This window comes from Pseudomonas sp. NPDC089428 (genome assembly GCF_044749325.1).
GTDB lineage: Bacteria > Pseudomonadota > Gammaproteobacteria > Pseudomonadales > Pseudomonadaceae > Aquipseudomonas.
In genome coordinates this window covers 85,838-103,115 of record NZ_JBIVHT010000015.1, presented here as the reverse complement: position 1 = coordinate 103,115, position 17,278 = coordinate 85,838, and the positions used below count along the sequence as shown (strand labels likewise).

Genomic DNA, 17,278 nt, shown 5'->3' with positions numbered 1-17,278 from the left:
GCATTGAGGATAGTCAAAGCGGTTGCCTAATACCCGCTTTACCCGATCAAAGGCAAGTGCCAAGCACGCGTACCAGCTGCTGGGCTCTTGGATCCATGAGCACGTAGGGGCCAAGGGTATTGACCACGAAACCGAAGGCCACGTCGTGCTCCGGGTCGGCAAAACCGACCGAGCCACCAGCCCCTGGATGGCCGAAGGCCCGCGCGCCGAGGCCGAAGGTGGCGTTGGCCACGTCGGGCTGGTCGAGCATGCAACCCAGGCCGAAACGGGTCTGGGTCAACAAGGTACGGTCCTGGCCAAGGCTGTGTTCTCGGGTCAGTTCGTCGAGCAGTTCGGATTCGAGCAGGCTGCCGTCGAGCAGGCCCGCGTAGAAACCTGCCAGGCTGCGCGCATTGCCGTGGCCATTGGCCGCCGGCTGCTGCATGCGCCGCCATTCGGGCTTGTTGGTGCTGGTCAGGATCGCTGGTGGGTTGGTGAAGGCACGCGTCGACAGCGCCTCGGGTTCACGCATGGTTACCTGTAGCAGGCGCTGGGCGGCGGCATCACCCGCGTTGCCCTTGCCACGGGCAATATGCGCCACGCGGTGGAACTCTTCGTCGGCCAGGCCGACGTGGAAGTCCAGGCCCAGCGGCCGTGCCGTACGGGCAACGATCGACTCACCCGGGCCACGGCCATCGACACGGCGGATCAGCTCGCCGATCAGCCAGCCGTAGGTGATGGCGGCATAGCCGTGTTCAGTGCCGGGCGTCCACCAGGGCGTTTCGGCGGCCAGGGCATCAACCATGGTTTGCCAGTCATACAGGGCTTGCGCCGGCAGCAGCTCACGAATGGCCGGCAGGCCGGCACGGTGGCTGAGCAACTGGCGCAAGGTGATGTTCTGCTTGCCGGCCTGGGCGAACTCCGGCCAGTAGCGCGCTACCGGGGCATCCAGGGCAAGTTTGCCCTCACCCACCAGCTGCAGCGCCGTCACGGCGGTGAAGGTCTTGGTGCAGGAAAACAGGTTGGCGATGGTATCGCTGTGCCAGGCCTGCTGGCCGTCCTTGTCGGCACTGCCCGCCCACAGATCGACCACGGTCTCGCCACCGATCTGGATGCACAGCGCAGCGCCACGCTCCTGGGGATCTTCGAACAATGCCGCAAACGCTTCACGCACCGCTTCGAACTTCAGCTCATAGTGACCCTGGATCTGCACCCACTGTTCTCCGTACGACCTTGCTGACAAAGGCGTGCATTGTTTCAGTAGTTGGCAGTTTTGCATACTGGGCAAGGCCGGATGGTCCGTACCGAAACCGCAGTGTCAGCCTTGCCAGGGGCGCACAGCGCCCCTGGTAGACATTCAGGGGGCCTTTTTCTCCAGCCCACTGCTCAACTGACCAACGGCCTGCAGGTTGCTCTTGCGCACTGCGTCGACGAACCCTGGGTACGGCACATCCGTAATCGCCACCAGGCCCAGGTGGCCGTTCTCACCATCGAGCAATCGCCCACTGGCCGGCTGGTCGAGGTACTGGAACCAATGCACGCCCACGATCATCGGCTGTGCCAGGGCGGCCTTGAGGAAATTACTGTAGGCCGGTCCACGGTCCTCTTCCCTTGCCACCTCAACCGGCCCCGGCCAGAACGGCCCACGATCGCGGGAACCAAACTGGAACTCGGACACCAGCACCGGCTTGTCGAGTTCGGCCAGACGAGCAAAGTCATAGCCATCCTCGGGCTTGAGGGTATAGAAATTGAAACTCAGCACATCGCAGAACTCGGCGCAGGCCTTGACCGCTTCCGGTGTGCTCACGGCGTAGCGACCGCCCAGCAGCAGGTGGTTGGGCGCATGCCACTTCAGCGCATCGGAAATGGTCTTGAAGTAGGTTTCGGCGAATACCTGCTGGAAGTATTGGTAATCACGCTCGATTTCCGGGTGTTCGGGGTCGGGCAGCGGCGCCTCGAAGCCTGGGTCTTCCATCAGCTCCCAGGCCTGCAGGTCGATACCCCAGGCCTTGGACAACCCCTCCTGGTTGCGGTACTTGTCGCGCAGCTGCTTGAGGAAGGCACGTTTGGCCGGCACGTCGGTGGTCAGGCGCAAGGTGCCGTAGGCCAGGCCATAGCGCGCCTTGGGGTCATTGCCGGGCGCGGCCCAGGCCAGTTCGTTGTCGGCGAAATAGCCGATCAGCCACGGGTCGTCACGGTGGTCGCGCGCGGCAATGGCCACAGCGCGTTCAGTGGCCATGGCAAACCGTGGGTCGAACGGGTCAGGCATGCGGCCCCACCAGTCCATGCCGGTGCTGATGCTGGCATAGTCACCGACGATCGACAGCGGCAAGGTGTAGGGCATGCGTTTGGCCTGGCCGACGGCCGGATCGCTCCAGTTGCCCAGGGTGTTGAAGCCCCAGGCCTGCAGCCGGTCCAGCGTGTGCCCCTGCCAGCGTTCGGCATCCAATGCCAGCGGTGGGCACACGGGGGTGGCTTGCCCCTCCACGGCTGGCGGGCAAGGTTTGCCGTAGGTGCGCTGGATGTTGGCGGCATAGAAGTCGAACCAGCGCCCCTGCTTGAAACTGCGCCCTTGCGACGAGGCGTTGCCATCGTCGTTATTGCCTTCACCATAAAAGGCCGTGAGTGCGTCGCCTTCACCTGGCAAGGCCTTGAACATCCCCTCGCGGCCGGCAACGTAGGTGCGCCCGCCATCGGCGGCCACGGCATTGACGCCCAGGGAAAAGAACGGGTGGCCTTCCGGCGTGACCAGGTACCAACGACCTTCGCGCTTTTCGGTGCGGAAAAAACCCTTGGCTGCGAACGCCGGCCCGGCCAGCAAGCCACCGTAGCTGTCCAGTTGTAGCTTCTGACGGTCGGCCAACCAGCCCTTGAGCTGCTGTTGTTCACGGCTGTCGGCGGCCTTAAGTTGCTCGTCGTTGACGATTTTCTCGGGCCAATGCCCCCGGGTGGATTGGCCGTAGGCATCGATCAACTCGTGGTAGGCCGCCTGGTAGGCCTGGTCGTCGTCCTGGATGCCGACCTTCTCGATCAGCAGGTTCTGCGCCACCTTCGGGTTGGGTATGGTCAGGCTGACGGCCACCACCTGCTTGAGATCAACCTCGCCGGCACTGCTGGTCAACAGTAACCGTTGCCCTTCGTAGGCCCATGGCATGGGCGGGCCGGCACGCATGCCCTGGCTCAGCGGCGAACTGGCCTTGAGCGGCACCATGACGGTTTGCGCAGGCCCTGCAGGCAGGTCGATACGGCTGGTCAGCGTGCGCCCATCGCTGCCGAGCACCGTGACGTCGACGGTCAATGCCCAGTCCTGGGCGCTTTGCATGCGCAAGGTGAGGAACTGCCCGGCCGACCAGTCCCATACGCCGCTCTGCGGGCTCAGGCGCAGAGTCGGGCGTTCGACCGGATTGAACACCACCCGCCTGAGCACCTCGCCTTCGGCCGTCTGCTCCGCGTTGTACTGCGGCATGCCGGTACCTTCGGTCGCCACATTGACCACCGAGGCCGGGCGAACGAAGCTGAACAGCGTCTGCTGCCCGGCCAGCAAAGGCGTGCTGAACAACAGGGTAAGTACCACGGGCAAGGTGCGGCGGAACATAAGGCTGGGGCTCTCCTTCCAGGCCCTCATGGGCCCGCGACTGAGTAATGGACAACGGGCCGGCGCATCGTGCTCCGGCCGTCAGGAAATCTCCCGCCGGAAAGGCGGCAGCGCATTGAGAATAGCCTTGCCGTAGCGCTGCGTGACCAGTCGCCGATCCAGCAAGGTGATGACGCCGCGATCCTGCTCGGTACGCAGCAGGCGACCGCAGGCCTGAATCAGGCGCAGCGAGGCGTCGGGCACGGCAATTTCCATGAACGGGTTGCCGCCACGGGCTTCGATCCATTCGGCCAGGGCCGCCTCGACCGGGTCGTCGGGCACGGCGAAGGGGATCTTGGCGATGACCACATGTTCACAATAGGCGCCTGGCAGGTCGACACCCTCGGCGAAGCTGGCCAGGCCGAACAGCACACTGTGCTGGCCATCGTCGACCCGTGCCTTGTGCTTGTTCAGGGTTTCCTGCTTGGACAGATTGCCCTGGATCAGCACCAGCTTGCGCCAGTCGCGATCCAGGCCGTCGAACACTTCCTGCATCTGCTTGCGCGAAGAGAACAGCACCAGCGCACCGCGGGCATCTGCGACGATGTTCGGCAGTTCGCGAATGATCGCCGCGGTGTGCGCTGCCGCGTCGCGCGGATCGGCCTTGAGGTCGGGGACCCGCAACAGGCCGGCATCGCCGTGCACGAACGGGCTCGGGACCACGCAGGTGACGGCATCGCGGGGCAACCCCGAGCGCATGCGGAAGCGGTCGAACTTGCCCAGTGCAGTCAGCGTGGCCGAGGTTACCAGGGCGCCATGGGCGACACTCCAGAGGCTGCGCCGCAGCATCTCGGCGGCAAGAATCGGGCTGGCATTGACCTCGATGTCGAACAGCGCGCCGCTTTCCGCCAGGGTCAGCCAACGCGCCATGGGCGGGCTGTCTTCCGGGTCTTCGGCGGTGAACGCGGTCCACAGCTCCCAGTTGCCCTGGGCACGGGTGACCAGGCTGCCGAACAGCGGGTACCACTCTTCGGCCTGGTGGCTGGCGATGCCGATGTTGACCTCACCGTCCATGCCTTCCTTGAGCAAGTCGGCCAGACGGGTGAACAAGTCGTTGAGGCGGGCGAAGCCCTTTTTCAGTTCGATGCCGACTTCGCGGATCTGCTCCGGCACCACCCCACCTTCAAAGCGGTAACGCGGGCGCTCGCGGCCTTCGGTGTCCTCGCTCGGGCGGAAGTCGGCGACCTGCTCGCACAGGGTGAACATGAACTGCTGCTGGGTGCGCACTTCCCGCGCCAGCTCCGGCACCTGTTCGATGTACTTGCCCAGGTCGCCCGGCAACGGGTGCTGGGCCAGCAGCTTGGTGAGGTTCTTGGCAGTCTGCTCCAGCCAGTCGGCAGTGGAGCGCAGGCGCGAATAATGGGCGAAGTGGCCGATGGCCTTGTCTGGCAGGTGGTGACCTTCGTCGAACACGTACAGGGTGTCGCGCGGGTCAGGCAGCACCGCGCCACCGCCCAGGGCCAGGTCGGCCAGGACCATGTCGTGGTTGGTGACGATCACATCGACCTTGCCCATGCCTTCGCGGGCCTTGTAGAACACGCACTGCTGGAAGTTCGGGCAGTGGCGGCCGGTGCACTGGCTATGATCAGTGGTCAGGCGCGCCCAGTCCTGGTCCTCGATGGCCTCCGACCAGCTGTCGCGGTCGCCGTCCCAACGGTTGCCGGCGAGCTTTTCGATCATGCTGTTGAACAGCTTCTGACTGCGCTCGTCGACCTCGATGTGGAAGCCTTCTTCCTCGAACAGCTGAGCGGTGGCCGACTGTGCATGCCCCTCCTGCAGCAGGATGTCGAGCTTGGACAGGCACAGGTAACGACCGCGGCCCTTGGCCAGGGCGAAGCTGAAGTTCAGGCCGCTGTTACGCATCAGGTCCGGCAGGTCCTTGATGACGATCTGCTCCTGCAAGGCCACGGTCGCGGTGGCAATCACCAGGCGCTTGCCGGCGGCCTTGGCGGCCGGGATAGCGGCCAGCGCGTAGGCGACCGTCTTGCCGGTACCGGTGCCCGCCTCCACCGCAACCACGGCGGGTTCGCCGGCGCGGCGGCCTTCGTCGTCACAGGCGATGTCGCCGAGCACCTTGGCCACTTCGGCGATCATCAGGCGCTGGCCATACCGCGGCTTGAGGCTCTTGGCTTCGAGAAAACGCGTGTAGGCGCCCTGGATGGTGGCTTTGAGTTCGTTGCTGATCATGGTCTGCAGGCGCCCGGAGGGCTGGATATATTTTCAGTGTTTCACATGGGGCGGCTATCATACCCCGCTATTGCCCTTTGTGCCGCATGGAGATCCGGATGCTTGCCTTTGCCCTGCCCTACACACTGCATGTCTTCGCCGCCCTGGTATGGGTCGGCGGCATGTTCTTCGCCTGGCTGGTGCTGCGCCCGGCAACCGTTGCAGCCCTTGAAGGGCCTGCCCGCCTGCGCCTGTGGGTGGAAGTTTTCCGACGCTTCTTCGTCTGGGTCTGGCTGGCCGTGGCGATTCTGGCGATAAGTGGTATCGGCATGTTGCACATGCGCTTCAGCGGCTTCGAGACTGCGCCCAAATATGTGCATGTGATGATTGGCGGCGGGATTGCCATGTTCGCGCTGTTCATGCGCATCCAGGCATTGCTGTTGCCGGAACTGAAGGCAGCGGTGCAGGCTGAGGACTGGCCGGCGGGCGCTGCGGTGCTCGGACGCATTCGGCGGATGGTGGGGATCAACCTGCTGCTGGGCCTCGCGGTGGTCGCGGTGGCCAGTTCACGGCTGTTGATGTGAGGGGTTCTACGCGGCATTTTCAGTGCCTGTGAGATCGTGCGCCGCCCGCGCGGCGCTCGATCTCACAGGCACCACAGATCCAAAGGCATGCGCCTCAGAGGCGCTGCAGGACCAGTTCACCCTCGGCACCTGCCAGCCCAGGCTGCCCCTCCTGCCCCGGTCGGCCATTGGCCCCGGCATCGGTGCGATACACCAGGCAGCCCTTGCTTGCCCCGCCTTTACCGGCCTTGCCGGCAGCTCCGGCCTTGCCCGGCGCACCACCATCCAGGCGTACCACGATGCGCTCCTGCGGGAAGCCCTGCGGCAGGCTCAGGCGAATCCGCCCACCAGGCGCACCATCATGCCCGTTGCCACCATCATCGCCATTCGCCCCCGGGCTTGCCTGGCCCCAAGTGCAACCGCCAGCCTGGCCATTGGCGCCATCAAGGCCCACGTAACCTGGCGCCCCGGCACCACCTCGGGCATCAATGGCCAGCCGCTCGGCATCGACCGCGGCGAGCTTCAAATCCAGGCTGCGCCCAGAGCGCGCAGCCCGCTCATAGGTGCCGGGCGCCCCTGGCGCGCTGATCTCGCTGCCCACACCCAGCACAGCACTGCGTACATCGATGAGCAGCGGTGCTTCGGCAGGTGCAACGGCAATCCGTGCATCGCGGCCCAGTTGCAGATGATCGACCTTCAGTTCGGTCAAGCTAGCCGGCAACAGCAAAGTCGCCGAATCCGCCACGCGCAATTGCTCCAGGTGCACGCTGGCCGACTTGTTCGGCAGGCGCAGCATGGAATGGGAGGCAACCTCCAGGCTCTGCGCCTGGGCCATGGGCGCAGCCAATAGCGCCAGCAACATCAATTTACGCATGGCGAGGCGCCTCCTGCGGACGGGGAATGGACATGACATGAAAGATACCGGTCAGCAGGATCTGCAACCGGTCGAACCAGCGATGGCTGCGGCCACGCAGGCTGCCATTGAAAAACAGCACTTCAAGAAAATGCAGGCTCAGCACAAGAATCCCAAGCGCATTGATCAGCAGATTCAACGGCAGCGGTTGCGGCATCATCAGATTGAACAGCACCACGCCCCAGAACGCCACGGTGAGGACCTTGCCCAGGCCCAGGATGAATTTCATACCCCGCCCCTACATGTCTATTTATTGTTATGTCTACGCGGCCCGAGCAAGCGCGCCGCGCAGCCAACACTACCTGCATGCCTGGGCACACGCCAGTGCAGTCAGTTGAGGTGCAGGTCCACCCGTCGATTGTGCGCACGCCCCTCTTCGGTGGCGTTGTCGGCGATCGGCTCATGGGCGCCACGGCCCTCGCTGGTCACCTTCTGCGGCGCCAGGCCCTGACTGATCAGGTACTCGGCGACACTGGCGGCACGGCGTTGGGAAAGCGCCTGGTTATAGCTGTCGGAGCCAACGCTGTCGGTATGGCCCACCACTTTGATACGGGTAACCCCCAGTTCGTTGAGGCGCGGCAACAGGCTTTTCAGGCGCTCCTCGCTACCCGGGGTGAGGTCGGCTGAATTGAAGGCAAACATCACCTGCCCCTGATCGTCGAGGGTGATCACCTCGGGCTTGGGCTCGGGTGCGGGCTGGGACGGCGGGTACTGCGCAAGCGGGCAGCCCATGTGGTCAACTGTGGTGTTGGCGGGGGTGTCGGGGCAGCGGTCGCGACGGTCGAACACACCGTCGCCATCTTCGTCGCCATCCTGGGCGTAGCAGATCAGGCCACCGGCGATCGCACCCAGGATACCGGCGCCAGCCGCCCAGCTTGAACTCTCGAAGGCGCCCAGGCCACCACCTACCGCGCCGCCGAGCAGGCTGCAGATGGGCCAAGTCCTTTGATTGAGGGGCGCACTGCCGTCACTGTGGGTGGCGCAGCCTGCCAACAGGCCGGTCACCACCAGCAACGGCAACGCCGCCTTCGACGATACACTCATCATGAATGCTCCTGTGTCATCGGCCGCAACCGGCTAACAGGATTAAAGACGCGCCCGCGCCACTTCTCAAGGCACGGGCGCCGGGACGTCAACGCTGGATCTTGATCTCGGTACGACGATTCATGGCTCGGCCTTCGGCCGTGGCATTGTCTGCCACCGGCTGGGTTTCGCCAGCACCTACCACCGAAACGAAGCTGGCGCGAGGCACACCGCTATCAATCAGATAGTCAGTTACCGCGTGGGCACGGTGCTCGGACAACTTCTGGTTGTACTTGTCGGAACCCACACTGTCGGTGTGGCCGGTCACGGTCAGGCGGGCACTCGGAGCTTCTTGCTTCAGGCGAGTGGCAACCTTGTTGAGGCGTTCCTTGTCGGCCGCGGTCAGGCGCGAAGAGTTGAATTCGAAGTGCACATCACGGATGACGATCACCTCCTCTTTTTGCACTACCACCTCCTCGACGACAGGTGGCGGCGGCGGGCAGCCATTGGCATCGACCTTCACACCGTGCGGCGTGCCGGGGCACTTGTCACGGCTGTCCGGCACGCCATCACCGTCCTCGTCGCCATCGCCGTGAGCCCAGCAATAGCCTGCTGCCAGGCCACCACCGAGCAGCGCGCCCCAGCCCGCCCAGCTGGAACTCTCGATGGCACCCAGGCCGGCACCGGCGACGCCCCCGACGGCAGCGCACTTCGGCCAGTCGGTTTTTTGCAAACCTGCACAACCAGTCAACACACTGGTGAGCAGTACCAGGGGTAACGCTGTGCGTACTATGCTCATTTTCGTAGCTTCTCCTAGGGGGAATCGGCATAAGACCGATCTCTGGCAGTAAAGACCGCGCAATCCATCCCTGCCAGCAATAAGCCACGACGCGGCCACTTGCCTCTATGCCGGCGAACAGCAGCCCGCTAGTCTTGGATGACTTGAACGAGGATTGGCAATGACCGACGGTTTTTCCCAGCGCACCCCGCAACAAGCCCTGGCCGCCCTGCTGGAGCGCTTCACCCCGCAACGCCTGCTGCTGGTGGGCACCCGCTTCCCGGCCCTGGATGCCTTTGCCCAGGCTCACCCCCAGGTGATCATCGAAACCTGTGAGCCGGGGCCATTGCCGGCAGCGCTGGCGGCCCAGCGCTTTGACCTGGCGGTGCTGGTGGACTGCCTGGAGCACTTGCCCAAACGCACCGGCCTGCAACTGCTGGGCGGCATCCGCAACCTCAACGCGAGCCGGGTTGCAGTGCTGGCAGACCTGCCCGCCTGCGGCTGGCAAGACACCGATTTCTTCTCCTTGGCGCTGCAGGCCAGCGAGAAATTCCGCCGCGATGAGCAGGTGTTGAGCTTGTTCACCTATGATCTACATGACTACAAGCAGGTCCCGGACTGGCTCAACGCCAAGTTCTGGGCCAACCCTGAAATGTTTGGGAAGTACTGGTGGTGAACCCCATGCACATCAAGGGCTTGAGCACCAATGACCACCTCCCGAACTACGCCCGAGCAGGGCCAAGCGTCACCAGCCTGTCACCACAAACCGCCTCAAAGGCTTTCGGTTTGGCATTACCGACGTAACGGCATCTACTATCTCCGGGTCCGACCTCGGGGATGCTCCGCCCGCAGCCTCACAGTTTCACTTCGCACCACGGAACGCCCCTCCGCTATGACGCTATCGCAAGAAATTCTCAGGGCTCTGGCCGTCTTTCACCTCGACCGCCCGGAAGCCACATGGTCAGAACTGAAGGAACGCTTGACAGAAATCGCCCACGGGCTGCTGATGCAGGCTTATTCCGAAAGCGATCTATCCGTTTATGACGAGATTTACTCTGACCTCGCCCAATCGCTCGCAGAGGCAAGTGCTACGGCCTCACTAAGCTTCGACCAACACAGGGCCTTGGAAGTGAGCCGGGAGATAGTAAAAGGCGCTCAGGCGCGCTTAAGGGGCAACCCACGGCCTCTGATCGACACCATCGAATGCTTGGATAAACCGGACGAGGCTGAGGATGCGTCCCTGTCTGTAAGCTCTCCCCCCGCCTCTACCGGTGACCTCCTTGACGAATACACTCCCCTAACTTTCGCGGATCTCGCTGCGATGTTCCTCAAAGAACGCCAAGGAAACGTTAAGGACTCGACGCTCCACGGCATTGACTCCAACTGTCGAACCCTGACAAAGCTGTTAGGTCGCCTCGACATCCGCAGGCATACGCGGGCGGACATGGTGGCACTCAAGGATAAGGTCGCGGTTGGCCGTAAGGCGCTGACCGTGAACAAGCTACTCACACAGCTATCCACAGTCATGGACTGGGCGGTCAATAACGGATTCATTGAACGCTCATTCGATAAAGGCTTGAAGATCGAACGAGGCGCTGAAAGCGAGCGTAGGCCATTCACCCGTGACGAGGTGGCAACCATCATGGAACATGCGAACGCTCTCCCTCCGAGCGATTGGAAGCGCTGGGCGCTATCTCTCGGCGTGCTCACTGGCGCCCGTATTGGTGAGCTATATCAACTCACCCAAGCTGACGTAAAGGGAGTGGAAGGAGGTATCACAGTTATTGACATCAACAAGGATGAGCAAGGAAAGACGCTCAAAAATGACTTCTCGATCCGAATGGTACCGTTGGTCGATGGCGCCTACGGGTTTAACCTCAAGACATTCCTTACATGGGTCGCATCAGAGCCTGGGAAGTTGTTCAAGTCGAAACCCCATTACTACAACAAGCCTCTGAATGACACTGTGCGAAAGCCGCTGGGCCTGGCGCCGGGCAGCGATCAGTCGTTTCACTCACTACGTCACTCGCTCTCCGGGCTTCTAAAGGCCGCAGCAACTCCGGATATCATCGCACAGAGCATCACCGGGCATAGCTCCGGGAACATCACCTACGACCTCTACGCGGGTTCACAGAGGGTCGGCGTCGATAAACTGCACATCGCCCTCGTGGAGGCATTCCGTACCGGAAATGCATTCTGAGGAAGGGGAGCAAGGTCATCGAGGTATTGGCTATAACGGATTCTTAAGCACGCCCCTATGTGAAATCTGTAAATCGTGACACCTAACGAATCGAACAGAGCTCACACAGAGGCGGCCTGAGAACGCACCTTCAATCGCTCGTCATCGGTGAAGGCATCTATCTGGGCTTAGGAGAGTCTAATAGGGAAATACCCTATCAGGATGCTCGCCGTGCTCGCTCACGGCTTAGGTGTAGCTTGATGGAGGAATCCTCCTACAGGCTTACGAGCAAGATCTACAAGACGACCGACATGCAGCTTGCTTTAGCTTTATCGAAGGGTTGCCATGACTTTCACAGCAAAATGCTTCAATCACGTTTTTCGGAGTATCGTGGCAAACGCCTCACGCTTCTCTCGCGCCCTTGGGGATCGCCACCATTTCTCCTCCGTATCCACTCGGCAGAGTGAGACCTCCGTCTGCATAAAAGGTCTAAGCCACGGGAGGGCTTGCTGGTCTTGCTCCCACTGCATACGCTCTAAAGGCCCCTCAGGGTCAGGTCGTTTCTCAAAGTACGGTACTCCTCTACGCAGGAGCTCGACTTCTTCACAAGCCATTCTCAAAAATTCATGCTCTTGCTTCAGCCTCTTCTTTAACTGCTCAGCATGCCTTCTTTCTGCAGCAAGTTCACGCTCAAGAATCTTTATGGTTAATGCCATGCGCGCATTCTCGGAGCCAACCGAAGTAGTCACCGCGTGAGAATCATCTGCTTGCGCCATCCCCCGTACATCAGGAAGTATATTTCGGGCCACTAAATTTCGGAAAGATAGTGCCGATGGGGACCCCGCGCGCAGAAGCACCCTGTATGTTTCTGCCGCAGAGGCCAACCACACGCCACCATAGCAATTAAGCTTAGGAGAGTCGCATATGACCGAGCCTGCGATGGGCGCAACGATGTCATTAAGCTGCATGAAGCCGTACCCTTCGACCTCCTCCATCACTAAAGCACGAGCAGAGGATGGGTTCTCGACAAATCCTAATCTTGCAATATGTTCGACAGTGAAAAGCACTTCAAACTCTGGATGACCCGCAAGAACAGACACCCATTCGCCGTGGAAGAGATACGTCATGAATCGCATGGAAGGCACAGTAAAGCTCCAATGATGACTATCATTAGGCCAGGGCTTTTCATTGCTTTACGTTAACGTTGCAGCGGCATTTCATTACCCGAGCGAATGCAACGAATCTTATTGTCATATTACAGCACGGTCAACCAAACATTGGCAGCCATAAACTAATAGCGGGTTATGACGCTGATTGACCAGGTAGCGTTTGACCTGGCTCAACGACGGGTTTAAAGAGGAGGCTGCGAGATTATTCACTGACAAAAACCTTCAAGACCATGTACGAGGATGTTGAAGCCGATAAAACCCACTGATAAGCCAAAGCAAGCGGACTCCAGAAACCCTCACTATTAGGGGAAGGGGGATCCTAAGAATCTCTCCCCAAGGCCTTGTCGTTCCCCTTCTCCGTTGTAATAAACTTCGCCCGTCGCTGGGCTCTCTCAACCATCCAGTTCTTCTGATAGTGCCTTCCATGCCACACCGGGTCCCTCGTCTGGGGTCTGGATGTCCGGCTGTGGGTGCGACCTGGAGGGCACTACCAAAAGAAAAACAGACAATTATGAATATCAACATCGAAACCACCATCCAGACGCTCAACTCTTCCGGCGATTTCCACCCGACGACCATCAATGGGCTACCCGGCATGACCTCGCTGGAGATCGCAGAGGCGACCGGAAAGAACCACAAGCACGTATTGCGTGGAATCCGAAAGATGCTGAGTGAGGTGGGTCCTCTTCTGGACCGACCCCAGTACGCCGAGACGAGCTACCGCGATGCGCAGGGTAAGTCACAGCCTTTGATCATTCTCGACAAGGAACTGACCTTCACTGTCCTGACCGGCTACAACGCCTCGCTGCGCCTCCTGGTGAATCGCCGGTGGCTGGAGTTAGAAGGCTCCGGGTTCGCCCGTGTGTCCGTACAGGCGGCTGTGGTCGAGCTCGTGGATCGCGAAAAGGACATCCGAGCGGATGCTTTTGCGAAAATGAGACGGCGGCATCCACGGATACTGACCGAGGCCGAAAAGGAAGCTGAGCGCTACAAGCGTCAAGCTGACCGACAGCGAAGCAAGACCCTCAAGGAGGGTGGTTGGAAGTTCATTGCCGATGGCGGCTAAGGATCTTGGTCCGAGTACTTCTGAGGGGACCTGACGAAAATTCAAGAAGAATTTCTGAGACCCCATCCCACTAACTCTGCCAGCCAAGAGTCCCCCGTGGCCCGGCCCTCGCCACTCAATCCTGGCGAGCAATGACCACTCATGCGCGTAATAAGGACCGGGTACTCAGCGGGCTACTGCCGGAGTATCCGTGGTCTGCCCTTGGTGGCCAGCCGATCCTGCTCTGGTATCCAGGTGTTTTGAATGCTTGCACTGGCGCCTCCGCCTATAGTCCCAATCGTTGTGGTGATTGGGTACACTCATGCACGATCCCTCACAGGACAATGTATATGGATGACCGCATTCCCATCACTGCTGACACACTTGAGCTGCTGCACCTTAACCAAATTGCCATACGTGCTGGCCTTGAGGAACTGTCGCTGTGGATAGCCCAACGCGGCTCAACCAACGTGCATGACAACATGCTCAGCATCCTGCAAACCTTGGACACTAATGCCCAAGCAATCGCCACAGGAATCGAGTCTCTCCGTCGTTCATAGATGCCCAGTCAGGTACGCTCATGTACTCTTTTGGGTACACCCCACGGCCACAGTAGTGTGAATACAGAAGACGGTACGAATTCGTATTCATTAGGGTTGACTCATGCCTTGAACACGGACATTCTGCCTGCCTCTAAACCCTATTGAATACACGGAGAGGATGGTGATGGCCCAGGTCGGTTACAAGCGAGTGAGCTCAGCAGACCAGAACACTGCCCGCCAGTTGGACGGAGTGAATCTGGATGAGGTCTTCGAGGACCAAGTGAGTGGGGCCACCACGGAACGTCCAGCGCTCCAAGAGATGCTCAGATTCATCCGTCAAGGTGACACAATCCACGTTCACAGTATTGATCGACTTGCTCGGAGCCTGAAGGATCTGCTGGAGCTCGTTGAGGGCCTTAAGGCTCGCGGCGTACAACTCCACTTCCACAAAGAAGGACTGATCTTCACCAGCGAGAAGAACCACACACAGGATCTGATGCTAAGCATGATGGGCGCTGTGGCTCAATTTGAACGCAGCATGATCCGGGAGAGACAGGCAGAGGGGATAGCTAAAGCGAAGGCTGCGGGGGTCTACAGAGGTCGGAAAAAAATCGTAGACGGTAAAGCAATCAGAGCAGCTATCTCCGAGGGATACAGTTTCCGACAAACTGCTCTAATGCTTGGTGTTAGCTTAAGCAGTGTCCAACGAGCTATGAGAGACCAGTCATCCTAAGAGCTCATAGGATTCAACTCACGCAAGAATGCACAAACCATGATAGTTCAGCGGATGGCCTCTATATGCAACCTCCATCCGCTGCAATTCGTGTTCGCCCCGTCCATATCTGTAAGCAACTTCGGGCGACTCTTATCTCTTGAACTCAGCTGACCAATGTCGGGTCGTACGAAAGCACTGCATCGATCTCTTGCTTAAAAATTCGAGGGCGACCCTTGGTTACATAGGTCACACCCAGGCGCTCAGCTTGTAAGCGAACCTCATCGATATCATGGACGGAATAGAGAATTACCTGCCGCCCCCTATAAGAAATTCCCCGCGCGTGCTCCGCCACGAACAACCCCCTATAAGTAAGGTACAAATCGCCTTTTGCTTCGATTGCAGAATAATACTGTCCTGGCGCGGGAACGTTGAGGTCAAGTATAAGCGCTCGAAACCTCTGCCGTCCAAGCATATCAATAGCCTCGTCCACATTTTTTGCAAAGCTGCAATCACACCCCTTGCTTGAGAGGTACTCTTCCAACCAATCCAGAAGATGCGGTTCATCATCCATAATAAGGATCTTATGTCGTTCCATCTCATCGCTCCTTCATGAAGGCATTTGGAATACGAATTTCAAAAACGGCCAGCCGAGTATCACTCACATACTTAGCGGTTATCGTCCCACCGAACACTCGTTCCACAATGAGGCGACAGATATGAAGACCAAGGCCCGACCCAGCAGAGGTTTTACCTTCTGCTTTCTTGCCTCGCACTCCGAGACCAAATATATCTTCATCAGAGTCATATGGAGTGCTCTTTCCAGAGAATTCGACTATCAAATCCTTGGTCTTTTTCTGAATCCAGTGCTTTATTTCAACGATACCATTCGAATCACCATACTTTACATAGTTATCATAAATATTCATGAAGACCTGCCGGAGCAACTCCGGATCGCCATGAACACAAGTATGAAGAGAACGATCACCAACTTCAAATCGTATTCCGCTTAACGCTGCCTGTTCTTGAAAAAATTGCGCAGCCTCAATGAGTAACTGTGGAATCACGCATATTTTATTTGATGTTTTTAGCACTACAGCAACATCAGCACCGTATTGGGCAAAGTAGGCGAGATTTCGAATGAGAGATACAGTATACTCAAGCTGTGCTCTCGCACTTTTCAAGCGTTGCTCTCTACGTTCCTTGCCAATGGTCCCATCAATCAGATTATCAAGGGTCCCTATTACACCATTCAGCGGATTTATTGCCTGATGGGTAATATTTTGGATTAAGGCAATAGTTTGACTGGGATCAATTGGCTGCATACTGGCTCTCAATGATAATCGAATTAGAGTCTGAGGCAATATTCAACCCACCCCAGAATGCAATAGTTTTAAGATCCGGGAGAAGCTCCTCGACAACCGGACCAGCCTGCAAGGTCAACTTATTCGCGGACGCATCAGCAATGATTACTTCGCTGGAGGAAGAGTGGCAATGAATCAAAGCAGCGATACACCGAAACGCATATCGATCAAAGCCTTTACCCTGAACAGCCTCTACCTGCTTCAACCAATCAGGGGCATCGTAATTCGGCCTGAATGGTATTACAGAGATGCGGCCATACTGCTCAATTTCAGCAAGCCTGGCGCTAATCAACTCTGACAATGTTTGGACCACATCAAGCCGGCGCTCCAATACACCACTAAACTCCACGCAAGCCGTAATACTGTTTGAATACTTTAAAAGAACCTTTGACAGCTCAATCATTGAAAGGGCTGCATCCTGAATAGGGGTATGACTAAGCCCGTACTTAACCTTTATATCGAGGTGCAGCCCCAATCTTGCTTCCACATCTTGTCGATTCCAAAATCGCACACTCGGATTCTTATGAGCGTTATTCCAACGATTTACTTCATCTATAGCTTGCGGAGACAAGGTGGACGTTGTGACCACCAAAAGAACATCAGCGGAATTAGAGTCAGCGTAAGAGATCTTCTCCCAAACATTTGGCCAACTCACGGTATCGGCGTAACGCTTACACTCAACATACCAACTTGATCTGGAAACAAACCCAGAAAAATCACTGACAAATGAGTCACCTTGGATGTCCCGACCACCATCACGCCCAGGCGTCCGCCACACAGCGTTCTTCAAGCCAAGACGCACAACCAGGTCAAGCGTAAGATTTTCGAACTCCGTGGGAGTAAGATCAGACAAACTACGAATAGATAGAGCCGACACCGCACACACCCCCAGTGATAACCGCCGAGCAACCCTGACCAATACCAACAAATATGCATCCGACATTACGCAAGCAATGTTAGCCAACTTGCCGCGACATGTCTACAGGCAACAAAAACGAAATCTCATCTATCTCGCAACCCCTACACCACCTAAGTAACCTCAATCAAATTTTATAGCAATTCACCACTGTAAACACATACACAATTCAGAAAACGCACATGCGAATAGTCAACCACATCGACATGCGGCCTAACATCCCCAATAGAGATACGACCGAGCAACGCCTCTCCTGGGGCAGTTAGCACTACCTCATCAAAGACCATATGCTCGC

Annotated in this window: 17 protein-coding genes; 6 read left to right on the top strand and 11 right to left on the bottom strand. The window is 58.7% G+C overall.

Features of this window, described 5'->3' with window-relative positions; translation table 11 throughout:
• Window positions 1-46 precede the first annotated feature (46 nt).
• The 3 genes from ACIPZ5_RS22705 to dinG form a co-directional block, all read right to left on the bottom strand.
• Complete coding sequence (locus tag ACIPZ5_RS22705; RefSeq protein ID WP_261941296.1) at window positions 47-1,192, bottom strand: serine hydrolase domain-containing protein; 1,146 nt, start codon at window positions 1,190-1,192, stop codon at window positions 47-49.
• Window positions 1,193-1,336: 144 nt separating this feature from the next.
• A complete protein-coding gene (locus ACIPZ5_RS22700) occupies window positions 1,337-3,574 on the bottom strand; it encodes a beta-galactosidase (RefSeq protein ID WP_400810771.1) in 2,238 nt (745 codons plus the stop codon).
• Between the two features lie 81 nt (window positions 3,575-3,655).
• Window positions 3,656-5,800 (bottom strand): ATP-dependent DNA helicase DinG, encoded by a 2,145-nt coding sequence (gene dinG / locus ACIPZ5_RS22695; protein ID WP_261941298.1) that lies wholly within the window; start codon window positions 5,798-5,800, stop codon window positions 3,656-3,658.
• A 98-nt stretch (window positions 5,801-5,898) separates the two neighbouring features.
• Here dinG and ACIPZ5_RS22690 point away from each other — a divergent pair, with 98 nt between their 5' ends.
• Window positions 5,899-6,363, top strand: a complete 465-nt coding sequence (locus ACIPZ5_RS22690; RefSeq protein WP_400810769.1) for a CopD family protein — start codon at window positions 5,899-5,901, stop codon at window positions 6,361-6,363.
• 94 nt (window positions 6,364-6,457) lie between these two features.
• Here the strand turns inward: ACIPZ5_RS22690 and ACIPZ5_RS22685 are convergent, their stop codons facing one another.
• From ACIPZ5_RS22685 to ACIPZ5_RS22670, 4 genes are all read right to left on the bottom strand, one after another.
• Complete coding sequence (locus ACIPZ5_RS22685; RefSeq protein WP_343600169.1) at window positions 6,458-7,216, bottom strand: collagen-like protein; 759 nt, start codon at window positions 7,214-7,216, stop codon at window positions 6,458-6,460.
• The gene (locus tag ACIPZ5_RS22680; RefSeq protein ID WP_079226805.1) at window positions 7,209-7,484 is read right to left on the bottom strand and encodes a DUF1145 domain-containing protein; all 276 of its coding nucleotides are present in this window, start codon (window positions 7,482-7,484) and stop codon (window positions 7,209-7,211) included. Before ACIPZ5_RS22680 ends, ACIPZ5_RS22685 begins: the two co-directional genes overlap by 8 nt.
• 101 nt (window positions 7,485-7,585) lie before the next feature.
• Window positions 7,586-8,299, bottom strand: a complete 714-nt coding sequence (locus ACIPZ5_RS22675; RefSeq protein WP_400810768.1) for an OmpA family protein — start codon at window positions 8,297-8,299, stop codon at window positions 7,586-7,588.
• 88 nt (window positions 8,300-8,387) lie between these two features.
• Entirely contained in the window at window positions 8,388-9,077 is a 690-nt protein-coding gene (locus ACIPZ5_RS22670) for an OmpA family protein (protein ID WP_313713507.1), read from the bottom strand.
• A gap of 160 nt (window positions 9,078-9,237) precedes the next feature.
• Here ACIPZ5_RS22670 and ACIPZ5_RS22665 point away from each other — a divergent pair, with 160 nt between their 5' ends.
• On the top strand, window positions 9,238-9,732 hold the full coding sequence (locus tag ACIPZ5_RS22665; RefSeq protein ID WP_400810766.1) for a DUF6231 family protein: 495 nt from the start codon (window positions 9,238-9,240) through the stop codon (window positions 9,730-9,732).
• Window positions 9,733-9,948: 216 nt separating this feature from the next.
• Window positions 9,949-11,256, top strand: a complete 1,308-nt coding sequence (locus ACIPZ5_RS22660; RefSeq protein ID WP_400810764.1) for a tyrosine-type recombinase/integrase — start codon at window positions 9,949-9,951, stop codon at window positions 11,254-11,256.
• Between the two features lie 350 nt (window positions 11,257-11,606).
• Here ACIPZ5_RS22660 and ACIPZ5_RS22655 read toward each other — a convergent pair whose 3' ends face one another.
• Window positions 11,607-12,362 (bottom strand): hypothetical protein, encoded by a 756-nt coding sequence (locus ACIPZ5_RS22655; RefSeq protein WP_400810763.1) that lies wholly within the window; start codon window positions 12,360-12,362, stop codon window positions 11,607-11,609.
• Window positions 12,363-12,915: 553 nt separating this feature from the next.
• Here ACIPZ5_RS22655 and ACIPZ5_RS22650 point away from each other — a divergent pair.
• The 3 genes from ACIPZ5_RS22650 (at window position 12,916) to ACIPZ5_RS22640 (ending at window position 14,724) form a co-directional block, all read left to right on the top strand.
• On the top strand, window positions 12,916-13,470 hold the full coding sequence (locus tag ACIPZ5_RS22650; protein WP_400810761.1) for a Rha family transcriptional regulator: 555 nt from the start codon (window positions 12,916-12,918) through the stop codon (window positions 13,468-13,470).
• 329 nt (window positions 13,471-13,799) lie between these two features.
• Entirely contained in the window at window positions 13,800-14,009 is a 210-nt protein-coding gene (locus ACIPZ5_RS22645) for a hypothetical protein (protein WP_400810760.1), read from the top strand.
• A 166-nt stretch (window positions 14,010-14,175) separates the two neighbouring features.
• Window positions 14,176-14,724 carry a recombinase family protein gene (locus ACIPZ5_RS22640; RefSeq protein WP_400810759.1) on the top strand — a complete coding sequence of 183 codons (549 nt, stop codon included), beginning with the start codon at window positions 14,176-14,178 and terminating at the stop codon, window positions 14,722-14,724.
• 145 nt (window positions 14,725-14,869) lie between these two features.
• Here ACIPZ5_RS22640 and ACIPZ5_RS22635 read toward each other — a convergent pair whose 3' ends face one another.
• From ACIPZ5_RS22635 to ACIPZ5_RS22625, 3 genes are read right to left on the bottom strand one after another with little or no spacing between them, the layout of a single operon-like run.
• Window positions 14,870-15,301, bottom strand: coding sequence for a response regulator (locus ACIPZ5_RS22635; RefSeq protein WP_400810757.1), 432 nt, complete (start codon window positions 15,299-15,301; stop codon window positions 14,870-14,872).
• Between the two features lies 1 nt (window position 15,302).
• Window positions 15,303-16,028: a sensor histidine kinase gene (locus ACIPZ5_RS22630; protein ID WP_400810756.1), complete on the bottom strand. Its 726-nt coding sequence runs from the start codon at window positions 16,026-16,028 to the stop codon at window positions 15,303-15,305.
• Window positions 16,015-17,010 (bottom strand): restriction endonuclease, encoded by a 996-nt coding sequence (locus tag ACIPZ5_RS22625; protein WP_400810754.1) that lies wholly within the window; start codon window positions 17,008-17,010, stop codon window positions 16,015-16,017. Before ACIPZ5_RS22625 ends, ACIPZ5_RS22630 begins: the two co-directional genes overlap by 14 nt.
• Between the last annotated feature and the right edge of the window lie 268 nt (window positions 17,011-17,278).